The organism is Enterobacter sp. PL_is511 (assembly GCF_055816065.1).
Genome location: NZ_JBVPGP010000018.1, coordinates 1 through 20,056 on the forward strand (window position 1 = coordinate 1; position 20,056 = coordinate 20,056).

17 protein-coding genes and 5 tRNA genes are annotated in these 20,056 nt (G+C 55.9%); 7 read left to right on the top strand and 15 right to left on the bottom strand.

Annotation, left to right across the window (positions count from 1 at the left end; all coding sequences use genetic code 11):
- The 5 genes from AC0TN7_RS05065 to AC0TN7_RS05085 form a co-directional block, all read right to left on the bottom strand.
- On the bottom strand, nucleotides 1-351 hold a 351-nt coding region (locus AC0TN7_RS05065; RefSeq protein WP_171048787.1), incomplete at its 3' end, for a GTP-binding protein.
- 118 nt (nucleotides 352-469) lie between these two features.
- A tRNA-Thr gene (locus AC0TN7_RS05070) sits at nucleotides 470-545 on the bottom strand.
- A 6-nt stretch (nucleotides 546-551) separates the two neighbouring features.
- Nucleotides 552-626, bottom strand: a tRNA-Gly gene (locus tag AC0TN7_RS05075).
- A gap of 117 nt (nucleotides 627-743) precedes the next feature.
- Nucleotides 744-828: transfer RNA gene (locus tag AC0TN7_RS05080), tRNA-Tyr, on the bottom strand.
- Between the two features lie 8 nt (nucleotides 829-836).
- A tRNA-Thr gene (locus AC0TN7_RS05085) sits at nucleotides 837-912 on the bottom strand.
- 317 nt (nucleotides 913-1,229) lie between these two features.
- Between AC0TN7_RS05085 and coaA the strand changes: the two genes are divergently transcribed.
- Nucleotides 1,230-2,180, top strand: coding sequence for a type I pantothenate kinase (coaA, locus tag AC0TN7_RS05090; RefSeq protein WP_021242480.1), 951 nt, complete (start codon nucleotides 1,230-1,232; stop codon nucleotides 2,178-2,180).
- Between the two features lie 42 nt (nucleotides 2,181-2,222).
- On the opposite strand, the gene dppF is transcribed toward coaA, so the two are convergent.
- The 9 genes from dppF to AC0TN7_RS05135 all read right to left on the bottom strand — a co-directional run bounded on the left by dppF (nucleotide 2,223) and on the right by AC0TN7_RS05135 (nucleotide 12,801).
- Nucleotides 2,223-3,236 (bottom strand): dipeptide ABC transporter ATP-binding subunit DppF, encoded by a 1,014-nt coding sequence (dppF, locus tag AC0TN7_RS05095; RefSeq protein WP_023309965.1) that lies wholly within the window; start codon nucleotides 3,234-3,236, stop codon nucleotides 2,223-2,225.
- Nucleotides 3,233-4,216, bottom strand: a complete 984-nt coding sequence (dppD, locus tag AC0TN7_RS05100) for a dipeptide ABC transporter ATP-binding protein (protein ID WP_008502772.1) — start codon at nucleotides 4,214-4,216, stop codon at nucleotides 3,233-3,235. The genes dppF and dppD overlap by 4 nt, the downstream gene beginning before the upstream one ends.
- Before the next feature lie 10 nt (nucleotides 4,217-4,226).
- Nucleotides 4,227-5,129 carry a dipeptide ABC transporter permease DppC gene (gene dppC, locus AC0TN7_RS05105; protein ID WP_157188458.1) on the bottom strand — a complete coding sequence of 301 codons (903 nt, stop codon included), beginning with the start codon at nucleotides 5,127-5,129 and terminating at the stop codon, nucleotides 4,227-4,229.
- A gap of 9 nt (nucleotides 5,130-5,138) precedes the next feature.
- Nucleotides 5,139-6,158, bottom strand: a complete 1,020-nt coding sequence (gene dppB, locus AC0TN7_RS05110) for a dipeptide ABC transporter permease DppB (RefSeq protein ID WP_024909087.1) — start codon at nucleotides 6,156-6,158, stop codon at nucleotides 5,139-5,141.
- A 161-nt stretch (nucleotides 6,159-6,319) separates the two neighbouring features.
- Complete coding sequence (gene dppA / locus AC0TN7_RS05115; protein ID WP_023334096.1) at nucleotides 6,320-7,927, bottom strand: dipeptide ABC transporter periplasmic-binding protein DppA; 1,608 nt, start codon at nucleotides 7,925-7,927, stop codon at nucleotides 6,320-6,322.
- A 620-nt stretch (nucleotides 7,928-8,547) separates the two neighbouring features.
- Nucleotides 8,548-8,624, bottom strand: a tRNA-Pro gene (locus AC0TN7_RS05120).
- Between the two features lie 91 nt (nucleotides 8,625-8,715).
- A complete protein-coding gene (gene eptB / locus AC0TN7_RS05125; RefSeq protein ID WP_024909086.1) occupies nucleotides 8,716-10,407 on the bottom strand; it encodes a kdo(2)-lipid A phosphoethanolamine 7''-transferase in 1,692 nt (563 codons plus the stop codon).
- A 254-nt stretch (nucleotides 10,408-10,661) separates the two neighbouring features.
- Nucleotides 10,662-11,864 carry an L-lactate MFS transporter gene (locus tag AC0TN7_RS05130; RefSeq protein WP_473701891.1) on the bottom strand — a complete coding sequence of 401 codons (1,203 nt, stop codon included), beginning with the start codon at nucleotides 11,862-11,864 and terminating at the stop codon, nucleotides 10,662-10,664.
- 238 nt (nucleotides 11,865-12,102) lie between these two features.
- A complete protein-coding gene (locus tag AC0TN7_RS05135; protein WP_420277640.1) occupies nucleotides 12,103-12,801 on the bottom strand; it encodes an autotransporter domain-containing protein in 699 nt (232 codons plus the stop codon).
- Nucleotides 12,802-12,963: 162 nt separating this feature from the next.
- Between AC0TN7_RS05135 and tag the strand changes: the two genes are divergently transcribed.
- Together tag and AC0TN7_RS05145 are read left to right on the top strand one after the other, a co-directional pair.
- Nucleotides 12,964-13,545, top strand: coding sequence for a DNA-3-methyladenine glycosylase I (gene tag, locus AC0TN7_RS05140; protein ID WP_456198908.1), 582 nt, complete (start codon nucleotides 12,964-12,966; stop codon nucleotides 13,543-13,545).
- Entirely contained in the window at nucleotides 13,523-13,969 is a 447-nt protein-coding gene (locus AC0TN7_RS05145; RefSeq protein ID WP_024909082.1) for an N-acetyltransferase, read from the top strand. The genes tag and AC0TN7_RS05145 overlap by 23 nt, the downstream gene beginning before the upstream one ends.
- On the opposite strand, the gene AC0TN7_RS05150 is transcribed toward AC0TN7_RS05145, so the two are convergent.
- The gene (locus AC0TN7_RS05150) at nucleotides 13,932-16,211 is read right to left on the bottom strand and encodes a molybdopterin guanine dinucleotide-containing S/N-oxide reductase (protein ID WP_473701928.1); all 2,280 of its coding nucleotides are present in this window, start codon (nucleotides 16,209-16,211) and stop codon (nucleotides 13,932-13,934) included. The genes AC0TN7_RS05145 and AC0TN7_RS05150 overlap by 38 nt on opposite strands.
- A 212-nt stretch (nucleotides 16,212-16,423) precedes the next feature.
- On the opposite strand from AC0TN7_RS05150, the gene AC0TN7_RS05155 reads away from it, so the two are divergent.
- The 4 genes from AC0TN7_RS05155 to AC0TN7_RS05170 all read left to right on the top strand — a co-directional run bounded on the left by AC0TN7_RS05155 (nucleotide 16,424) and on the right by AC0TN7_RS05170 (nucleotide 20,043).
- Nucleotides 16,424-17,086, top strand: a complete 663-nt coding sequence (locus AC0TN7_RS05155) for an OmpA family lipoprotein (RefSeq protein ID WP_024909080.1) — start codon at nucleotides 16,424-16,426, stop codon at nucleotides 17,084-17,086.
- A gap of 145 nt (nucleotides 17,087-17,231) precedes the next feature.
- Entirely contained in the window at nucleotides 17,232-18,248 is a 1,017-nt protein-coding gene (locus AC0TN7_RS05160) for a LacI family DNA-binding transcriptional regulator (RefSeq protein ID WP_008502761.1), read from the top strand.
- 103 nt (nucleotides 18,249-18,351) lie between these two features.
- Nucleotides 18,352-19,101: a sugar phosphate isomerase/epimerase family protein gene (locus AC0TN7_RS05165; protein ID WP_473701892.1), complete on the top strand. Its 750-nt coding sequence runs from the start codon at nucleotides 18,352-18,354 to the stop codon at nucleotides 19,099-19,101.
- A 3-nt stretch (nucleotides 19,102-19,104) separates the two neighbouring features.
- Entirely contained in the window at nucleotides 19,105-20,043 is a 939-nt protein-coding gene (locus tag AC0TN7_RS05170; protein ID WP_032650801.1) for a sugar kinase, read from the top strand.
- Nucleotides 20,044-20,056: the final 13 nt, after the last annotated feature.

Genomic DNA, 20,056 nt, shown 5'->3' on the forward strand with positions numbered 1-20,056 from the left:
ACGAGTCTGAGGCATTGGGCCGTCAGTCGCAGCAACAACCAGGATCGCGCCGTCCATCTGCGCAGCACCGGTGATCATGTTTTTAACATAGTCGGCGTGGCCTGGGCAGTCTACGTGTGCGTAGTGGCGAGTCGGGGTGTCGTACTCAACGTGAGAGGTGTTGATGGTGATACCACGAGCTTTTTCTTCTGGTGCGTTATCGATCTGGTCGAATGCGCGAGCAGAACCACCGTAGGTTTTTGCCAGAACGGTAGTGATTGCAGCGGTCAGCGTTGTTTTACCATGGTCAACGTGGCCGATAGTACCGACGTTAACGTGCGGTTTTGTACGTTCAAACTTTTCTTTAGACATCGATTGTCCCTCTAAGACACGGATAAATCGGTGATATCACCACATCAACCAGGCGAAATGCCTGAATTGTTGAATACAGTAAAATTGAAACAGAGAGAAACGGGAAGGAGAAGTGAAGTGGTGCTGATACCCAGAGTCGAACTGGGGACCTCACCCTTACCAAGGGTGCGCTCTACCAACTGAGCCATATCAGCACGTATTGGAGCGGGCAGCGGGAATCGAACCCGCATCATCAGCTTGGAAGGCTGAGGTAATAGCCATTATACGATGCCCGCATCCTGAAACTCGGCTACCCAGTTCTTTCTGTAACAAAAAAAGAGATTTCTCTCTTTTTCAGTTTGAGCTGGCTAATTTTTCCAACCAGCTCCGGCGGCATTTACGCTGCCAGAAAGTGGTGGTGGGGGAAGGATTCGAACCTTCGAAGTCGATGACGGCAGATTTACAGTCTGCTCCCTTTGGCCGCTCGGGAACCCCACCGGACTTGATGGTGCCGACTACCGGAATCGAACTGGTGACCTACTGATTACAAGTCAGTTGCTCTACCTACTGAGCTAAGTCGGCATCAAGTAGCGCGCATTCTATGGATACCTGCGCGGTCATGCAACTAAAAATTTGCATAAAACGTTCTTTCGCTCACATTTTATGCGAACGAAGCGCTAAGCGCTGTAAAAGTAGTCATTACGGGTCAAATAATCAACATGCACGCGTGATTTACACCGTATACACCATAGCGTGACGGCTTCCGCGTAACGCAGCGCTATCCATCTTTTTTCTTATTATTCCTGCCATCTGGTGTTAACCTCCTGCCCATTGTCCAAAATTAACTGTGTGATGAGCCACGATCCGGCAGTGTAGCGCTGGCTCACTGAAGCATGCTTATGAGCAAAAAAGAGCAAACGTTAATGACGCCTTATCTTCACTTTAACCGCAGCCAGTGGGCTGCCCTGCGTGATTCCGTCCCTATGACGCTGACGGAAGGTGAAATCGCACGGTTAAAAGGGATAAACGAAGATCTGTCCCTGGAAGAGGTGGCAGAAATTTATCTCCCCCTCTCTCGCTTGCTTAACTTCTATATCAGTTCGAACCTGCGCCGTCAGGCCGTGCTGGAGCAGTTTCTCGGGACGAACGGTCAACGCATTCCTTATATCATTAGTATCGCAGGCAGCGTGGCCGTGGGTAAAAGTACCACCGCGCGTGTCCTGCAGGCGCTGTTGAGCCGCTGGCCAGAACACCGCAGCGTGGAGCTGATCACCACCGACGGCTTCCTGCACCCGAACGAAGTGTTAAAAGAACGCGGGCTGATGAAGAAGAAGGGCTTCCCGCTCTCTTATGATATGCATCGTCTGGTGAAATTTGTCTCTGACCTGAAATCCGGCGTACCGCACGTCACTGCGCCAGTCTATTCGCATCTGATCTACGATCGCATCCCGGGTGGGGATAAAACGGTGGTCCAGCCGGACATCCTGATTCTGGAAGGTCTGAACGTACTGCAAAGCGGGATGGACTATCCTCACGACCCGCATCACGTATTCGTCTCGGATTTCGTCGATTTCTCTATCTATGTCGATGCGCCGGAAGACCTGCTGCAGAACTGGTACATCAACCGCTTCCTGAAGTTCCGCGAAGGGGCGTTCACCGACCCGGACTCCTATTTCCACCATTACGCCCAACTTTCTGAAGAAGAAGCGATCAATGTGGCAACGGGGCTGTGGAATGAGATCAACTACGTGAACCTCAAAGAGAACATCCTGCCGACGCGCGAGCGCGCGAGCCTGATCCTCACCAAGAGCGAGAAGCACGCCGTAGACCAGATTCGCCTGCGGAAATAATCAAGCAGACATAAAAAAACCGGCTTAGCGCCGGTTTTTTCGTTATGCCTGTGGCTTCTCGCCATTTTCATCCTGATCGACCGCGAAGCAGGCAACCAGTTGGCCGCCATAATCCTTCAGCTGCGGCTGGAGCTGGGTGCAGGGGCCAAAACGACGGCTGCAGCGGGCGTTGAATGCACATCCCGGCGGCGGATTCAGCGGACTTGGCAGCTCACCCGTCAGCTTAATACGTTCACGACGATCGTCCGGGTTGAGACGCGGCGTCGCAGACAGCAGCGCCTGGGTGTACGGATGGCGAGGATTATTAAAGATCTGGTCTTTGGTCCCCTTCTCCACGCAGCGCCCCAGGTACATCACCATTACCTCATCAGCAATATGCTCCACCACCGACAGGTCGTGGGAGATGAACACGTAAGACAGCCCCAGCTCCTGCTGGAGATCCATCATCAGGTTCAGTACCTGCGCACGCACGGATACGTCGAGCGCGGAGACCGGCTCATCGGCAATCACCACGTCCGGATCGAGCATCAGCCCGCGAGCAATCGCGATACGCTGACGCTGGCCGCCGGAGAACATGTGCGGATAGCGATCGTAATGCTCGGTTTTGAGGCCGACCTTCGCCATCATCGCCAGCGCTTTTTCACGACGCTGCTCCTTGCTCAGATTACTGTTGATCAGCAGCGGCTCTTCCAGAATCTGTCCGACTTTTTTACGCGGGTTCAAAGAACCATACGGGTTCTGGAACACAATCTGGATTTTCTGGCGGCGCAGCTTCTGCGCCTGCGGATCGTGCTTGAGCAGATCCTGCCCCTGATAATAAAGCTCCCCGCCGGTCGGCACTTCAATCATCGTCAGCAGACGGCCCAGCGTGGATTTACCGCAGCCTGACTCCCCCACCACCGCCAGCGTTTTACCGCGTTCGAGGTTAAAAGAGACGCCGTCCAGCGCTTTCACCAGGCGTTCAGGGGCAAACAATCCCTTCTTCACCGGGTAGTATTTTTTCAGATCGATGGCCTGCAACAGCGGTTGTTGCGTGGTGGCCTGTTGCGTACTCATAGTGTTGGCCTCCCGGCATCATCGAGTGGGTAGTGGCATTTCGACTGACGACCGTCAGCAAGCTGGTTCAGCTCTGGCTCTTCCGCCCGGCATTTGTCCGTCGCATACGGACAGCGCGGATTGAGCAGACAGCCCTGCGGACGGTCATATTTACCCGGCACCACACCCGGCAGCGACGCCAGACGCGCTTTATCCTGAGCAAACTCCGGCAGCGCGCGTAAAAGCGCCTGGGTATACGGGTGACGCGGCGCGCGGAAGATATCGTGCGAATTTCCGGTCTCGACCACCTGGCCGGCATACATCACGATGATTTTGTGCGCGGCTTCGGCCACCAGCGCCAGATCGTGCGTAATCAGCACCAGCGCCATATTCTCTTTCTGCTGCAGCTCCAGCAGCAGCTCGATGATCTGTGCCTGGATGGTCACATCCAGCGCCGTCGTCGGTTCATCCGCAATCAGCAGTTTTGGTCGGCAGGCAATCGCCATCGCGATCATCACGCGCTGGCTCATCCCGCCTGAGAGCTGGTGCGGGTAAACGTCCAGACGCGAAGCTGGGTCAGGAATACCTACCTGGTTGAGCAGATCGATCGCGCGCTGACGACGGGTTTTCTTATTCCCGCCCTGATGCACCTTAATCGCTTCCATAATCTGGAAACCGACGGTGTAGCATGGGTTCAGGCTGGTCATCGGATCCTGGAAAATCATCGCCACTTCGGCCCCCACCAGCTGGCGGCGCTGTTTTTCAGAAATGCGCTTCAGGTCCTGACCGTTGAACTGCAGGTTTTCCGCCATCACGCGGCCCGGGTAATCAATCAGCCCCATGATCGCCAGCGAGCTCACTGACTTACCGGAACCGGACTCCCCGACGATACCAACCACTTCGCCCTGATTTACGCTGTAGCTGATGCGGTCCACGGCGCGAAACGGAGTGCCTTCGTCGCCAAAGTGCACCGATAATTTATCTACATTTAATAACGCCATCTCGTGCCTCTTACTGCTTCAGTTTGGGATCAAGCGCATCACGCAGGCCATCACCCATCAGGTTAAATGCCAGCACCGTCAGCAGGATTGCCAGACCCGGGAAGGTGACAACCCACCAGGCGCTTTGTGCGAACTGCAACACGTCGGAGAGCATGGTGCCCCACTCCGGTGTTGGCGGCTGCGCACCCATGCCCAGGAAGCCAAGAGCGGCCATATCAAGAATGGCGTTAGAGAAACCGAGCGACGCCTGAACAATCAGCGGCGCAAGGCAGTTAGGGAAGATATTAACGAACATCTGGCGCATCGCACCGGCACCCGCTACGCGAGACGCGGTGACGTAGTCGCGGTTCACTTCCACCAGCACCGCCGCGCGGGTTAAACGCACGTAGTGAGGAAGCGCCACGAAGGTCAGCGCCAGCGCGGCGTTACCGATCGACGGGCCGAAGATCGCCACCAGCACCAGCGCCAGCAGCAGGCTTGGCAGCGCCAGCATGATGTCGACGATACGCATGATAATGTTATCAACGATGCCGCCGAAGTAGCCGGCAACCAGGCCGAGTACGACGCCCATGATCAGCGACAGCACAACAACCAGGCAGCCGACCAGCAGCGACAGGCGCGCGCCGTACATGAGACGGGACAGCACATCGCGCCCCACATCATCGGTACCCAGCAGGTGCGCCAGGCTGCCGCCATCCTGCCATGCAGGAGGGGAGAGCAGCGCATCGCGGAACTGATCCGCCGGGTTATACGGCGCAAGCACGTTTGCAAACACCGCAATCAGGATCATGATTGCGACATACACCAGCCCCACCACCGCGCCTTTGTTGCGCTTGAAGTAGTGCCAGAACTCCTGCATCGGCGTCATCGGAACCGGTGCAGCAACAACTTTGTTTTCAGAAACCTGTGACATGATGGCCCCTTACTTCTTATGACGAATACGCGGGTTCACCACGCCGTACAGCAAATCGACCAGCAGGTTGACGAGGATAATCATCGTCGCGACCAGCAGTACACCGCCCTGCACTACCGGATAATCACGGCGTTGCAGCGCGTCAATCAGCCAGCGTCCCAGGCCCGGCCAGGAGAAGATGGTTTCGGTCAGGATCGCCCCCGCCAGCAACGTCCCCACCTGGAGACCGATAACGGTCACAACCGGCAGCATGGCGTTACGCAGCGCATGGACGATAATGACGCGCATACGCGTCAGGCCCTTGGCGCGGGCGGTGCGGATGTAATCCTCGCCCAGCACTTCCAGCATCGATGAACGGGTCATACGTACGATCACCGCCAGAGGAATGGTGCCCAGCACCATGGCAGGCAGGATCATATGCGCGACGGCATCCATGAAGTTACCCTCTTCACCCCAGATAGCCGTATCAATCAGCATAAAGCCGGTGAGCGGGTTGGTGTCATCCAGGAAAACCATATCGCTGACGCGCCCGGAGACCGGTGTCAGGTTAAGCTGCACCGAGACCAGCATGATCAGCATCATGCCCCACCAGAAGATAGGCATGGAGTAGCCGGTCAGCGCCAGGCCCACGGCGGTATGGTCGAAAATAGAGCCACGCTTGACGGCAGCCAGTACCCCGACAGGAATACCCACCGCAGTGGCGAAAATCATGGCGCAGACGCCAAGCTCCAGTGTCGCTTTAAAACGCGGCACGAACTCGTCCCACACCGGAAGACGGCTTTTCAGCGAAATCCCTAAATCACCGTGCAACACGCCCCAGATATAATGGAGGTACTGCTGCCACATCGGCTTATCGAGACCGAGTTCCGCCAGCAGCTGTGCATGGCGCTCAGGGGAAATACCACGCTCGCCCGCCATAATCATTACCGGGTCGCCGGGGATCATATGGACGAAGGCAAAAGTGAGAAGGGTGATACCGATAAACGTGGGGATAACAAGTCCCAGACGTCGGAGGATGAACTGCAACATAACCCGGATTCTCTCTGATGACGCACGACCAGTGGCGTGACGTCTGTATTGCTCACAAATGTAAATTCCCTCTCCCTTCGGGAGAGGGTTAGGGTGAGGGGATGCATGCACGCCCCTCACCCCTGCCCTCTCCCAGAGGGAGAGGGAGAACACCCTACTTATTATTCAACAGATACGTTTTCGAAGTGGTGTTTGCCCAGTGGATCAACCACGTAGCCTTTCACTTCTTTACGCACTGGCTCGTACACGGTGGAGTGAGCAACAATCAGCGCCGGAGCCTGATCGTGCATAACAACCTGCGCCTGCTTGTACAGTTCAATACGTTTGTTGTGATCGTCGGTCGCACGCGCCGGCTGGATCAGGTCTTCAAACGGCTTGTAGCACCAGCGAGAGTAGTTAGAACCGTCTTTTGCCGCCGCGCAGCTGAACAGGGTGGCGAAGAAGTTGTCCGGATCCCCGTTATCACCGGTCCAGCCCATCATGACTGCCTGGTGCTCACCCGCTTTGGCGCGCTTCAGGTACTCGCCCCACTCGTAGGTCACAATCTTGGCCTGAACGCCAATCTTAGCCCAGTCTGCCTGAACCATTTCTGCCATACGGCGTGCGTTCGGGTTGTACGGACGCTGTACCGGCATCGCCCACAGCTCAACGGTAAAGCCTTTATCCTGGCCCGCTTCTTTCAGCAGCGCTTTCGCTTTCTCAGGATCGTAGCTGTAGTCCTTAACGTCGTCGTTATAGCCCCACATGGTTGGTGGAATCAGGTTTTTGGCTGCAACGCCTGCACCCTGGTAAACCGCCTTGATGATCGCTTCTTTGTTCACCGCGTAGGTCAGTGCCTGACGCACTTTCACGTCATCAAACGGTTTCTTCTCGGTGTTGAAGGAGAGATAGCCCACGTTCAGGCCAGCCTGCTCCAGCAGGTTGATGTTCTTGTCCTGCTTCATGCGGGCGATGTCAGCCGGGTTCGGGTAAGGCATCACCTGGCATTCATTTTTCTGCAGTTTTGCGTAACGCACTGACGCATCAGGCGTGATGGAGAAGACCAGGCGGTCGATCTTCGGCTTGGTGCCCCAGTAGCCTTCGAACGCTTTATACAGAATGCGGGAGTCTTTCTGGTACTGCAGCAGCTGGAATGGACCGGTACCGATTGGGTTCAGGTCGACTTTCTCCGGCGTACCGGCTTTGAGCATGTTGTCCGCATACTCTTTAGAGAGGATTGAGGCGAAGTCCATGGCCAGGTCAGCCAGGAACGGTGCTTCCGGACGCGTCAGCACGAACTGAACGGTATTATCGTCCACTTTTTTCACTTCAGAGATCAGGTCCGGCAGACCCATCCCTTCGAAGTATTCATAGCTGCCGCCAGACACTTTGTGGTACGGGTTCTGGGCGTTTTTCTGACGGTCGAAGGAGAACACCACGTCGTCGGCGTTAAAGTCACGCGTTGGTTTGAACTCTTTGCTGTCCTGCCACTTCACGCCCTGGCGCAGGTGGAAGGTATAGGTTTTACCGTCTTCGCTGACGTCCCACTTCTCGGCCAGACCCGGAATCACTTCCGTGGTACCGGTTTTGAATTCAACCAGACGGTTATAGATCGGTACAGAGCTTGCGTCGTAAGTCGTACCAGAGGTAAAGAGCTGTGGGTTAAAGCCTTCCGGCGAGCCTTCAGAACAGTAAACCAGGGTTTTTGCCTGTACGCTTGCTGCCACGGTCATAGCCACCAGGCTCAGACCAAGCTTCAGCATCCCTGACTTCTTCAAGGAAATACTCATTATTCTGCTCCAATGTGATGTTTTGCTTTGTTGTGTTACGCCGCCAGACCTTTATTTATTTTTTACCCGGTCCGGTCGGTGATGCCCGAAGGCTTTAAAGGGATGGAGAATCCTTTCAGAAGAGCGTTTGAGTTGCAGCGCAGATCGTCCCTGAAATGCCCCTCATGCCCTACAATCTGTCAACAGAATGTGAAAACGTCAATACAGGTGACGGGGATTTACGCTGAGTGTGAGAAACCGCAAACAAAGATTAAAAAAACTATGTACGCCAGTTTTCAGCAGGGAAATTTATGCTACTCGCCATGTTGCAGCACAACTCTCTCCCTATTTCGCCACAATCAGTGATTAACTTTTATTCAGAATGGGTAAATTTTCTTGCAGAATGGTGATTATCTGAGCACTAAATACCGCGAACGTTAAAACGCACAGCGAAAAATGCTGAGGTTATCCATAAGCAACGCGAAAAAAGATCAATCTATATATAAAAAAATACAATGGATTATGTCACAAAATCGTTAACAGGCAGGTGGAAGCAGGTCTAAGGGGCGTTTTGGATACTCTGACGAGATAAGGCCATAATGCAAAAAGGGCTAACCTTGCGGTTAGCCCTTTTCAGAATGTGGTCGGCGAGAGAGGATTCGAACCTCCGACCCACTGGTCCCAAACCAGTTGCGCTACCAAGCTGCGCTACTCGCCGAATGCGGAGCGCATCTTACTGCTGAGGTGCGCCCCCGTCAATCCCTTATTTTCAAAAAGCCATTCAACTGGCGATATTCTCGCCAGAGCAGCTACTGCGCGGCTTTTGCGGTGTTATCAGGGAGTTTACACCAGTTGTTGTTTTCGTTAATCCCACCATTCGGTGAGGTATAGCCGAGACAACCCATAATGGTGTCGTACAGCTCAACGTGACGACGCGGCACCTTCATCTCCGCCTCTTTCTTTAGTTGAGCAAACATCTTCGCTTTCTCCGGGTCTTCCAGATACTTGTCAGACATCCACACCATCATCGGTACACGGAACTGCTCCGGCGGTGCCATCTTGCGCGGCGTACCGTGCAGATGCTCATACTCATTGATGGATTCACCGTGGTCCGCCGCATAGAACACAATCGCTTTCTTATCGCGTACCTGGTCAATCACCGAATCAATAAAGTGATCCACATACAGTACGGAGTTGTCGTAGGAGTTGATCAGCTGCGCTTTGGTACAGTCTTTATCCACCCCGACGCACTCAGGCTTCCATTTGGCAAAGTTACGCGGGTAACGTTGGGTGTAGTTAAAGTGCGACCCTTTGGTATGAAGAATAATCAGATGCTTACCATCAGGATTATCGCTCAGGGACAGTTTCATCTCATCAATCAGCAGCATGTCATCGACAGATTTGCCACGGTTACGCGGCTCTGCGCCAATCTGCTCACGGTATGCAATGTTCTGCGCCATGGTATTGCTGTAGAACCACATTTCGCTCTGCATCGCATAGAGGGCAGACGTGAACCCAAGCTGATGCAGCACCGAGAAGACGTTTTGCTCTTTCAGCGTACGCTGCGGGTTGTCGCTCGCCCCGCCCTCGCGCACAAACATACAGCGCAGTGAGAGCTTGGTGGCGGTATCACAAGAATAGCCACGATAGGCAATCAGGTTTTTCTCCTGCGCCAGTTTCGGCGTGGTATCACGGTTATAGCCAAGAATACCCATATGATCCCAGCGCGTGGTTTCTCCGATAATAAAGACGACATAGGTATCGTCGATATCTTTTGGTGCGACGTAGGTAAACTTCTTCACCGGGTTCATCAGCGATTTGTTACCGGAAGATTCATCCACCTGCGCCCACGCATACAGCCCCAGCGCGGAAATCCAGTTAGACGGTAAATACGAGTTCGCCACTACACCGCCGTAGCTTGGCATATCCACGCCTGAGGTACGCTCATCATGCTTTTGCTTCACTTCCAGCAGACGAATTGGTCCCCAGACCATCAAACCGGCCAGCAGGACTATCGCGACGCTTCTGAAACGTTTGCCTGGCGTGCGAATCTGGTGCACTAGCGTGTACCGGCAACGGTTGCTCCAGATGAGCAGCAGCGGTAAGGCACTGACGGCTACCAGCCAGAGAATAAAGTGCAGCCCTACAACCTCTTTAGAGAGGTCGATATCCGTGGTCATCACTGAGGCAATAATGCCGTAGCCAATCACCACGTTCATAAAGGTCATGTAATAGCTGGCACCCGCCGAGCACAGCACGATAAACGTAGCCAGCACTCGCCACACGCGACGGCCAAACAGGGTAAGAATGCGGAATAAAAAGAAGGTGACCAGTACAGCAGCGACCAATTCGACAACCGCTGCAATTCCTTTCCAGACGGTAAAATCATGCGCGTAACCGTCAAACCGACGGATGAAAACTGCGCCATTCATAAACAGGCCGATGTACAACGCCAGCAAAAAGCAGAGCTTTTGTTGTGCCATCGATTTAATGTATTTCATGCAAACTACCCGGAAAAAGGGACGAAATCACCGATCATTTTTGTTTTAAAAATGAATAGGTTAAAGAATCGCTTAAGAAGTCGTTATCGGAAACGTCTACCCGCGTGGTAAGTAGACCACAGGGAAAAGAAAAAGTGGCAGCAGAGTGTGTGATCGGTACAGATATTTACAAAAAATTAAGAACGAGACGGTTTACCCAGATCATCAGTTTTTACACAAGAAAAAGGCCGGATAACCGGCCTTTTTCATCGTCATTAAGCATGCACCTCTTTGAACACTTCGCGCTGCGGCTGACGAATCGTGGTCGAGAGCGCCAGCGAGATAATCAGCAAGGCAAATATCACGCAGAAGGTCACGTAGAACCCGCCGAAGAGGGAGGCAATCAGCGAGCCGCAGATACTGCCGATCCCGAAGCCCAGATAGATAACGCCGTAGTTTTTCGCGAGATTATTCAGGCCAAAGAACTCGCTTACCAGTGACGGGAAGACGGTGATGGTGCCGCCGAAGTTAAAGGCCACGCAGGCAATCGCCGCGAAGAAGGTGGCTTCATTCAGCGGAGCGAACAGCAGCGCCGCCATACCGACCAGCGAGACCACCTGCCCAATCGTGATCACGCGGATGCGGGCAATTTTGTCAGACAGAATACCAAGGACCAGACGACCCGAGAGGTTAGCAATGGAGATCACGGTCACCGCGTTGGCCGCCGTGGCGGCATCCAGTTTCACCATCCCCTGCGCGATATCTTTCGCCACGCCGATGACATACAGACCGCTCATGCAGGCCGTCAGGAACATCACCGCCAGCATCCAGTACTGTGGCTTACGCATGGACTGCGCGAGGGTAAAGTCGTTCTCCACCACGCCGTTCACGGATTTAACCTCCTGCTGCGGCGCATCTTTCATCAGCGTGGAGCCGAACAGAATCATCACCAGAACAATTGCGCCCCAGATCATAAAGGTTTTTTCGAGGCCAACGGACGCCAGCAGGTGGGCGTCGATAAATTTGAACCCGAGGCTGCCCAAACCGTAAGAACCAATGGCAAACGCGGAGATTAAGCCTTTACGTTCCGGGAACCACTTCACGCAGTTTGACAGCGTCAGCAGGTACCCCGCGCCATCGGCCAGCCCCACCAGCACGCCGGCGCTCAGCCACAGCATCATCAGGTTGCTGGAATGCGCCGTCAGGAAAAAGCCCAGCCCCAGCAGAATGCCGGACGCCATGGTCACGCGCTTCACGCCAAAACGCTCCTGCAGCTTGCCCGCGACGGAAGATGAAATCGCCAGACCCAGGCTCAGCAGACCAAAGGAGAACGCGACCTGGCTGACCGGCGCGCCGAGTTTGTCGGAAAGCGCGCTGTTAAACAGGCTCCAGGTATAGACCGACCCCAGCGCAAACTGGGTGACGATGGTACCAAAGAGCGTGAGCCAGCGCGTGCGGTTATAGGTTGATGTGTTCATGGCAGTTGTCCTGCAAGAGAAATTAAGGAAGTTCGCTGAGGACAACGATAAACAAAACCTTAATACGCCTGGGGTAAAACGGCATGAAATGCAGGCGGAACGGAATGAAATGCCTGGAATCGGGAATGAATGGCCTGTCATGGGAATAAAGCGATAGCCTGTTAGTATCTGCTATCGCTGTAAAGCCCGTGGTTGTTGTATTCGAGATGTTATCGTAACGTTTAAAAAAGTAACAACTCTAGAAATTTGCGCTAACGCCAAGGGTGTATAAAAACTCCTCACCGGTGGAGGTGTGTTCCCCCTGAGCCAGCGACGCATACGCCGCCATGTGCGTATTAAAGGGAATATCCGTTCCCACGGTGACATCCATCCAGCTACCGTTTTGGGCAGGAGCTGGCGTTTGCGGCATGCCAAACTGCGATTTCCACTGATTTTCACCAAACTGCTGGTTGTAGCTGATCTGCGCCCAGGGACGGAGATCGCCGTACTGGGTATTCACGCGCCACCCCAGCGTGCTGACGCTGGCATGCCAGAGCGGGTCGGTGAGTGCCTGCGTCGACGCGCTATCACCAAACTCGTTGATCATCATGGGAGCCGTGCCGTCGTACCGCCACGCCACTACCGGCCCGGTGGTGATACGCGCTGAAACCGGAAAATTCCAGCCCATGCTCATCGCCCCCTCCGTGGTGCCGCCTGACGGAATATTCAGGGCAAGACCTGGCGCGTTTTGCGAAGACTGGATACGCTCCGCCAGAATATCCTCATAACGCGGTTGGTGATCCGCGTCCCATGTATAGCGTTCCGCCATATTATTTTGGGCGTCTGAAACGATATATTCCTGTTGCCAGGCAGACGCTGTATTACAAAAAAACAGGCAGGCTGAAATTCCCACCAGGCCAGAAGCAGCATGGCGACCACTGATTTTTTTTATCATCATCAACGCGACCCCAGAGAGAGCCGAATTCGGCGATATTTGTCGTTATTCAGGAAGACTTTAGAGAGCATATAGCCCTGTATTAACTATTGTCTTTATAGTAAACACGTCAAGCCAGTCAGAACGAAATTTTTGCGAAATCAGTATCAATAAGGGAGATGACGGATGGAACGTTGCGGTTGGGTGAGCCAGGATCAGCTTTATATCGACTATCACGATCGGGAATGGGGCGTGCCCGAAACGGATGGCAAAAAGCTCTTTGAGATGATCTGCCTGGAGGGCCAGCAGGCGGGGTTATCGTGGATTACGGTATTGAAAAAACGCGAAAACTATCGCAACGCCTTTCACCAGTTCGATCCTGTCGCCGTCGCTGCGATGACCGATGAGGACGTTGAGCGACTGGTGCAGGATGCCGGCATCATCCGCCATCGCGGTAAGATCCAGGCCATCATCGGTAACGCACGCGCTTATCTGGCGATGGAGCAAAACGGCGAATCATTTTCAGATTTTGTCTGGACGTTTGTGAACAACGATCCTCAGGTTACCCAGGCCGCCACGCTCGCGGAAATCCCGGCCTCCACCCCGGCCTCGGATGCGCTCTCGAAGGCCCTGAAAAAACGCGGCTTTAAGTTTGTCGGCTCCACCATCTGCTACGCCTTTATGCAGGCCTGTGGCCTGGTCAACGACCACGTTACCGGCTGCTTCTGTCATCCGGGAGACCATCATGATCCGCAAATGGCAAAGTGAAAATACCGCGCCGCTTCTGAGCCTGTGGCTTGAAAGCACCACGGAAGCACATCCGTTTATCGAGCCGGGTTACTGGAAAGAGAACGAGGCCATGGTGCGGGATGTTTACCTGCCGTCAGCCGAAACCTGGGTCTGGGAACAGGATGGCAAACCTTGCGGATTTATCAGCGTGATGCAGTCTCAGTTTGTCGGCGCGCTGTTTGTCGCACCGTCATGCATCGGGAAAGGCATCGGGCGCGCGCTGCTGAACTATGTTCAACAGCGCTTCCCGCACTTAAGCCTGGAGGTGTACCAGAAAAATGTTCGGGCGGTGAACTTCTACCATGCGCAGGGCTTTCGCATTGAAGACAGCGCCTGGCAGGATGACACCCAGCACCCGACGTGGATCATGAGCTGGCAGGCGGATCAAACGCCGTTAAGGTAAGCGCGGGCCCCTGATATTTCTCGACCCAGGCCAGGGCCGTATTCCCTGCACAACCGTTCCCCAGCTTCGAGCTGGGGAGATCTTTGGTCAGCACGTTAACCGCCCCGTTTTTACAGATACCACCTTCGGCGAGATCAAGGTCAGGCCATGCGCCCTGATGAATGCAGATCACGCCCTGTTTAATCCCGTCGCTCACCACCGCCCCTGCCAGCACCTGCCCACGCGAGTTCCAGACGCGCACCACGTCGCCGTCCGCAATCCCGCGGGCCTGCGCATCGAGGGTATTCAGCGTGATCGGCTCTCGCCCGGCGACCGCATACTGCTCGCGCAGGGAGGTATAGTTAAGCTGGCTGTGCAAACGGTGCGCGGGATGCGCTGACAACACCTGCAGCTGCTCCGGCCGGGCATTACCGTGCCACTCGTCCGGCTCAAGCCACATAGGGTGTGGCGGGCAGTCGGCATAACCAAAGCTGGCGATGCGCTCGCTGTGGATCACAATCTTTCCGCTCTCGGTTTTCAGCGGGTGGTTCTCGGGGTCGCGGCGGAAATCGGCAAAACGGACAAACTTCGCGTTCTGTTCACTCTCCGGCATCTCGACGATCTGGTTCGCCTCCCAGAACTCAGCAAAGGGCGGAAGCGTCACGCCCTGCGCCGCGCCGCGCTGTCCGGCAATCTGGTAGAAGGTCTCCAGCCATTGCAGATCGCTTTTCCCTTCGGTAAAACGCGCGCGACCGCCCGCTTCCCACAGCTCGCTCAGTTCAGCAAACACGTCAAAATCATCACGTGCTTCATCTCGCGGGGCCACTACGCGCTTCATCGGGACCATATGCTGGTTGCTGTAGTCGCCGGTCATGGTGAGATCGTTACGCTCAAACGAGGTGGTCGCCGGGAGCACGATGTCGGCGTGTTTGGCCGAGCCGGTCCAGAAGCACTCGGAAATCACCACCAGCTCCGGCTTTTGCCAGGCGCGGATCAGGCGGTTGGTATCCTGATGGTGCGTGAAGTTCGACCCGCCCGCCCACCAGACAAATTTAATATCCGGGAAGTGGCGGTCGAGACCATTGTGCTGATAAAAACCGCCCGGATTCTCCAGGGCCTCAACAATACGCGCCACCGGAATTTTATCCACCGCATCCACGCCGCCCTGCACCGAGCCTTGCAGAGACGCCAGCACCGCCGCTTTACGCGTGGGGTTACCGCCATTGGCAAAATGATAGGAGAGACCAAAACCGCCGCCCGGCGTACCGATCTGCCCAAGCATCGCGGCAAGGGTCACCAGCATCCAGTGTTTCTGCTCACCAAACTGCTGGCGCTGCATCCCCCAACCGGACATTAACATCGTGGTGTTTTTATGGAACAATGCCGCCAGTTCGCGGAGCTTCTCTGCAGAAACGCCACAAATCGCTGCTGCCCACGCTGCCGTTTTCGCCACCCCATCGGACTGGCCCGTCAGGTAGTCGGCGAATTTATCGAAGCCGGTGGTACAGCGCGTCAGGAATTCGACATCGTGCCAGCCGTTTTCGACCAGCGTATGGGCGATACCCAGCATCATTGCCACGTCGGTGCCCATATGGGGGGCAATCCACTCGGCGCTGTCGCCGAAGAAATCCATGGTTTCAGAGCGCATTGGGTCAATGCAGATGATGCGCTTGCCGCTTTTGCGCAGCGCGTCGAAATACCCAATGCCCTGCTCGTCGCTGGCATTCCAGGCAATTTTCAATGTGTTAAGGGGGTTAGCGCTCCAGAGCACGACCACATCGGTATGCTCCAGCACAAGCGGCCAGCTGGTCTGCTGCTGGTACACTTCGTTCCCCCCCACGACGTACGGCATGATCGCCTGCGCCGCACCGGTGGAGTAATCTCCGAGATGACCGGTATAGCCTCCTGCCAGGCTCATATAGCGCTGCAGCAGCGTTGAAGCCTTATGCAGAACCCCGTTAGAACGCCAGCCGTAGGACCCGGCGAAAATGGACGACGGACCGTAACTGTCGCGAATGCGCTTGTGCTGGGCGTGGATAAGCGCCAGCGCGTCATCCCAGCTCACGCGAACAAACTCATCCTGACCGCGAACTCCCTGCGGCTTGTCCGGCGAGGCCAGAAAACCTTTACGCACCATCGGCCAGCGCACGCGCGTTTTGCTATGCACCTGATCGCGAACGACGGTCTGTAACGAGTTGGGATGTTGGGTTGGCAGTGCCCCGCGGGACGACAGAACATTTTCGCCATCAGTTTCGACCAGCATCGGTCCCCAGTGGGCGGCGGTCAGAATGGTTTTCGTTGAGGTGCTCAAGCGTGCGCTCCTGGTTGCGTGCAGGTTTTACGGCCTTCTTGCTGAGGCAGTTTATGGTTTGTCACAAATTTCAGAGTTATACCCGGAATTTTCTCCGTATCTGGACGTCATAATCAACTGCCACGCTCGCCGTGGCAAAGAATAAAAAGGATTAAGGAAAGAAGATGAAAAAACGCGTACTCGTTATTGCCGCTCTGGTGAGCGGTGCCCTGGCTGTTTCTGGCTGCACAACCAACCCTTACACCGGTGAACGCGAAGCGGGTAAATCCGGCATTGGCGCAGGTATCGGCTCGCTGGTCGGCGCAGGCGTTGGGGCGCTCTCCTCCTCCAAGAAAGACCGCGGCAAAGGCGCGCTGATTGGCGCAGCGGCAGGCGCAGCGCTTGGCGGCGGCGTAGGCTATTACATGGACGTGCAGGAAGCGAAGCTGCGCGACAAAATGAAGGGAACCGGCGTGAGCGTGACGCGCAGCGGCGATAACATCATCCTGAACATGCCGAACAACGTGACCTTCGACAGCAGCAGCGCAACGCTGAAACCGGCGGGTGCGAATACCCTGACCGGCGTGGCGATGGTGCTGAAAGAGTACAACAAGACCGCTGTAAACGTGATGGGCTACACCGACAGCACCGGCAGCCAGGATCTGAACATGCGTCTGTCCCAGCAGCGCGCCGATGCCGTGGCCAGCTCGCTGATCACCCAGGGCGTTGAAGCGAACCGCATCCGCACCAGCGGCATGGGCCCTGCCAACCCTATCGCCAGCAACAGCACGGCGGAAGGCAAAGCGCAGAACCGCCGCGTTGAGATTACGTTAAGCCCAATTCAGTAATCGCATTTCCCCCTCTCCCCGTGGGAGAGGGTTGGGGTGAGGGCACCAGACCGCACCCCAGGTAAGCGCAGCGCCACCGGGCAAATTACTTGATTCGTCCGATTTTCCCGCTAAGGTATTCTCACTAAATTCAGGGAAATCAGCGATGAGCAAACCAGCCCGGGCCACCATCAGCGACGTGGCGAAAGCCGCCAAAACCGGTAAAACCAGCATTTCGCGCTACCTCAATGGCGAGAAACACCTGTTGTCCGACGCATTGCTGGCGCGTATTGAACAAGCCATTGCCGATCTCGACTATCGTCCCAGCCTCATGGCGCGCGGGCTTAAACGCGGTCGCACCCGCCTTATCGGGCTTATCATCGCCGATATCACCAACCCCTATTCCGTGAACGTGCTTAGCGGTATTGAAGCCGCCTGTCGTGAGAAGGGTTTCACGCCGCTGGTCTGTAATACCAACAACGAAGTCGATCAGGAGCTGCATTACCTCGACCTGCTGCGCAGCTATCAGGTGGAAGGGATCGTGGTTAACGCGGTGGGCATGCGCGAAGAGGGGTTAAACCGCCTGCAGCAATCCTCCCTGCCGATGGTCCTTATCGACCGTAAAATCCCGGAATTTGCCTGCGATGTGGTCGGGCTGGATAACACCCAGGCCGCCACGACCGCCACCGAACATCTGATTGAGCAGGGCTTCGAGGCCATTCTGTTTCTGAGTGAACCGCTGGGGATGGTCAACACCCGTCGCGAGCGCCTGAGCGCATTTCGCGCCACGCTGGAGCGATATCCCGGCGTGATAGCCGAAAATGCCGAAACGCCGCTTCACGAAGCGGGGCAGCTCGACAACACCCTGCGTCAGTTCCACACGCGCCATCGCGGGATGCGCAAAGCCGTTATCTCCGCCAACGGGGCGCTGACGCTCCAGGTCGCCCGCTCGCTCAAGCGTATTGGCCTGCACTGGGGCAGCGATATCGGTCTGCTGGGGTTTGATGAGCTGGAGTGGGCGGAGCTGGCCGGCGTCGGCATTACGACACTCAAACAACCCACCTGGCAGATTGGCTATGCTGCTGTTGAACAAGTGGTTCGTCGTATTGAAGGCACCAGCGATGCCGTTCGCGAGCAGGTCTTCTCCGGCGAGTTGATCGTTCGCGGCTCCACCGCGCGTTAAATTTCCCTTGTGATAGCGATCATAAATTCAACATCCTGACCTTTTCTTTGGAACCGGTTCCATCTAGCGTAATAGTATTGATATGTTGCGATGGAGTCCGAAGATGGGCAGGAAAATTATGGTGGTCACCGCCGCGTACGGTGCGGAACAGGTGCGACAGGCGGGCGGTCAGCGGGCGATGCTGCCCGTAATTGCAGGCGCAGGGGCAGACGGCGTGGAGATCCGCCGGGAACTGTTCAGCAGCGACGAGCTGCTGGCGCTGCCGGCGCTGGGAGAATCCATTGAGCTGCTCGGCCTGCTGGCGTGCTACTCCGCCCCCGCCGCCCTGTTTATGCCCGACGGCACCCTCAACCCGGACCTGACCCGCTATCTCTCTGAGGCCAGCACCCTGAACGCCCTGTGGCTGAAGGTTTCCCTTGGCCATTTCCGCGACGCGCAGCCTCTCGACGCCCTGCGTAGCCTGCTGAACGCAAGCGGCATGGTGCTGGTCGTGGAGAACGATCAGACCGACTGCGGACAGCTCGCCCCCATGCAGCGCTTCCAGGCCGCCTGCCGGGAAATGGCGCTCCCCGTCACGCTGACCTTCGACATGGGCAACTGGCTGTGGGTTGGCGATTCGCCTGAAGAAGCCGCACGTCATCTGGCCCCTGCGGTGAGCTATATCCACGTTAAAGCCGCCGTGCCGCATAAAGATAACTTCCGCGCCGTGGCACCGGACCACGCCGATGCGCGCTGGCTGGATCTGCTCGGCCAGCTGCCTGCCGATGCCCCACGCGGGATCGAGTTCCCGCTGGAAGGGACGGATTTAACCGCCGTTACCCGCCATTACGTCAACCTGCTGCGCGAGGAGTAAATCATGCACAAGACGCTGGATGTCATCACGATCGGCGAAGCCATGGCGATGTTTGTCGCCACTGAAACGGGCGAACTGAGCGCGGTAGAGCACTTTATCAAGCGCGTCGCAGGCGCAGAGCTGAACGTCGCGACCGGCCTGGCACGTCTCGGCCTGAACGTGGGCTGGGTCAGCCGCGTGGGGGATGACAGCTTTGGCCATTTCGTCCTCGATTCTCTGAAAAAAGAGGGTATCGATGCCGCAGGTGTCACCCTCGACGGACGCTTCCCTACCGGGTTTCAGCTTAAATCCAAGGTCGAAAATGGAACCGATCCCATCGTGGAGTATTTCCGCAAAGGATCGGCCGCAAGTCACCTCTCTGTTGCGGATTACCACGCAGACTATTTCGCCTCCGCGCGCCACCTGCATCTGAGCGGCGTGGCGGCAGCGCTCTCTGCCAGCTCGTATGAACTGCTGGATCATGCGGCAGCCACTCTGAAAGCCCAGGGAAAAACGATCTCGTTCGATCCTAACCTGCGTCCGGTGCTCTGGAAAAGCGAAGCGGAAATGGTCGAGAAACTGAACCGTCTGGCGTTCAGAGCGGACTGGGTTCTGCCGGGGCTGAAAGAAGGGATGATCCTGACGGGTGAAAATACGCCGGAAGGCATTGCTGATTTCTATCTGAATAAAGGGGTAAAAGCGGTAGTGCTGAAGACCGGTGCCGATGGCGCATGGTTCAAGACGGCCAACGGCGAACAGGGCGCGGTCGCGGCGGTGAAGGTTGAGAACGTTGTCGACACGGTCGGCGCGGGCGACGGTTTTGCCGTTGGCGTAATTAGCGCCCTGCTGGAAGGCAAAACGCTGCAGCAGGCCGTCGCGCGGGGCAACAAGATTGGCTCGCTGGCCATTCAGGTGCAGGGCGACAGCGAAGGATTACCCACCCGAGCACAGCTTGGAGTATGAATTCCCTCTCCCG

Bases quoted from the DNA above. Each gene is read 5' to 3' on its own strand.
- coaA (WP_021242480.1), top strand. From the start codon at position 1,230: ATGAGCAAAAAAGAGCAAACGTTAATGACGCCTTATCTTCACTTTAAC.
- tag (WP_456198908.1), top strand. From the start codon at position 12,964: ATGGAACGTTGCGGTTGGGTGAGCCAGGATCAGCTTTATATCGACTAT.
- dppF (WP_023309965.1), bottom strand. From the start codon at position 3,236: ATGAGTACGCAACAGGCCACCACGCAACAACCGCTGTTGCAGGCCATC.
- AC0TN7_RS05155 (WP_024909080.1), top strand. From the start codon at position 16,424: ATGAAAAAACGCGTACTCGTTATTGCCGCTCTGGTGAGCGGTGCCCTG.
- AC0TN7_RS05145 (WP_024909082.1), top strand. From the start codon at position 13,523: ATGATCCGCAAATGGCAAAGTGAAAATACCGCGCCGCTTCTGAGCCTG.
- AC0TN7_RS05165 (WP_473701892.1), top strand. From the start codon at position 18,352: ATGGGCAGGAAAATTATGGTGGTCACCGCCGCGTACGGTGCGGAACAG.
- dppD (WP_008502772.1), bottom strand. From the start codon at position 4,216: ATGGCGTTATTAAATGTAGATAAATTATCGGTGCACTTTGGCGACGAA.
- dppC (WP_157188458.1), bottom strand. From the start codon at position 5,129: ATGTCACAGGTTTCTGAAAACAAAGTTGTTGCTGCACCGGTTCCGATG.
- AC0TN7_RS05130 (WP_473701891.1), bottom strand. From the start codon at position 11,864: ATGAACACATCAACCTATAACCGCACGCGCTGGCTCACGCTCTTTGGT.
- dppB (WP_024909087.1), bottom strand. From the start codon at position 6,158: ATGTTGCAGTTCATCCTCCGACGTCTGGGACTTGTTATCCCCACGTTT.
- dppA (WP_023334096.1), bottom strand. From the start codon at position 7,927: ATGAGTATTTCCTTGAAGAAGTCAGGGATGCTGAAGCTTGGTCTGAGC.
- AC0TN7_RS05135 (WP_420277640.1), bottom strand. From the start codon at position 12,801: ATGATGATAAAAAAAATCAGTGGTCGCCATGCTGCTTCTGGCCTGGTG.
- AC0TN7_RS05150 (WP_473701928.1), bottom strand. From the start codon at position 16,211: ATGCTGGTCGAAACTGATGGCGAAAATGTTCTGTCGTCCCGCGGGGCA.
- AC0TN7_RS05160 (WP_008502761.1), top strand. From the start codon at position 17,232: ATGAGCAAACCAGCCCGGGCCACCATCAGCGACGTGGCGAAAGCCGCC.
- eptB (WP_024909086.1), bottom strand. From the start codon at position 10,407: ATGAAATACATTAAATCGATGGCACAACAAAAGCTCTGCTTTTTGCTG.
- AC0TN7_RS05170 (WP_032650801.1), top strand. From the start codon at position 19,105: ATGCACAAGACGCTGGATGTCATCACGATCGGCGAAGCCATGGCGATG.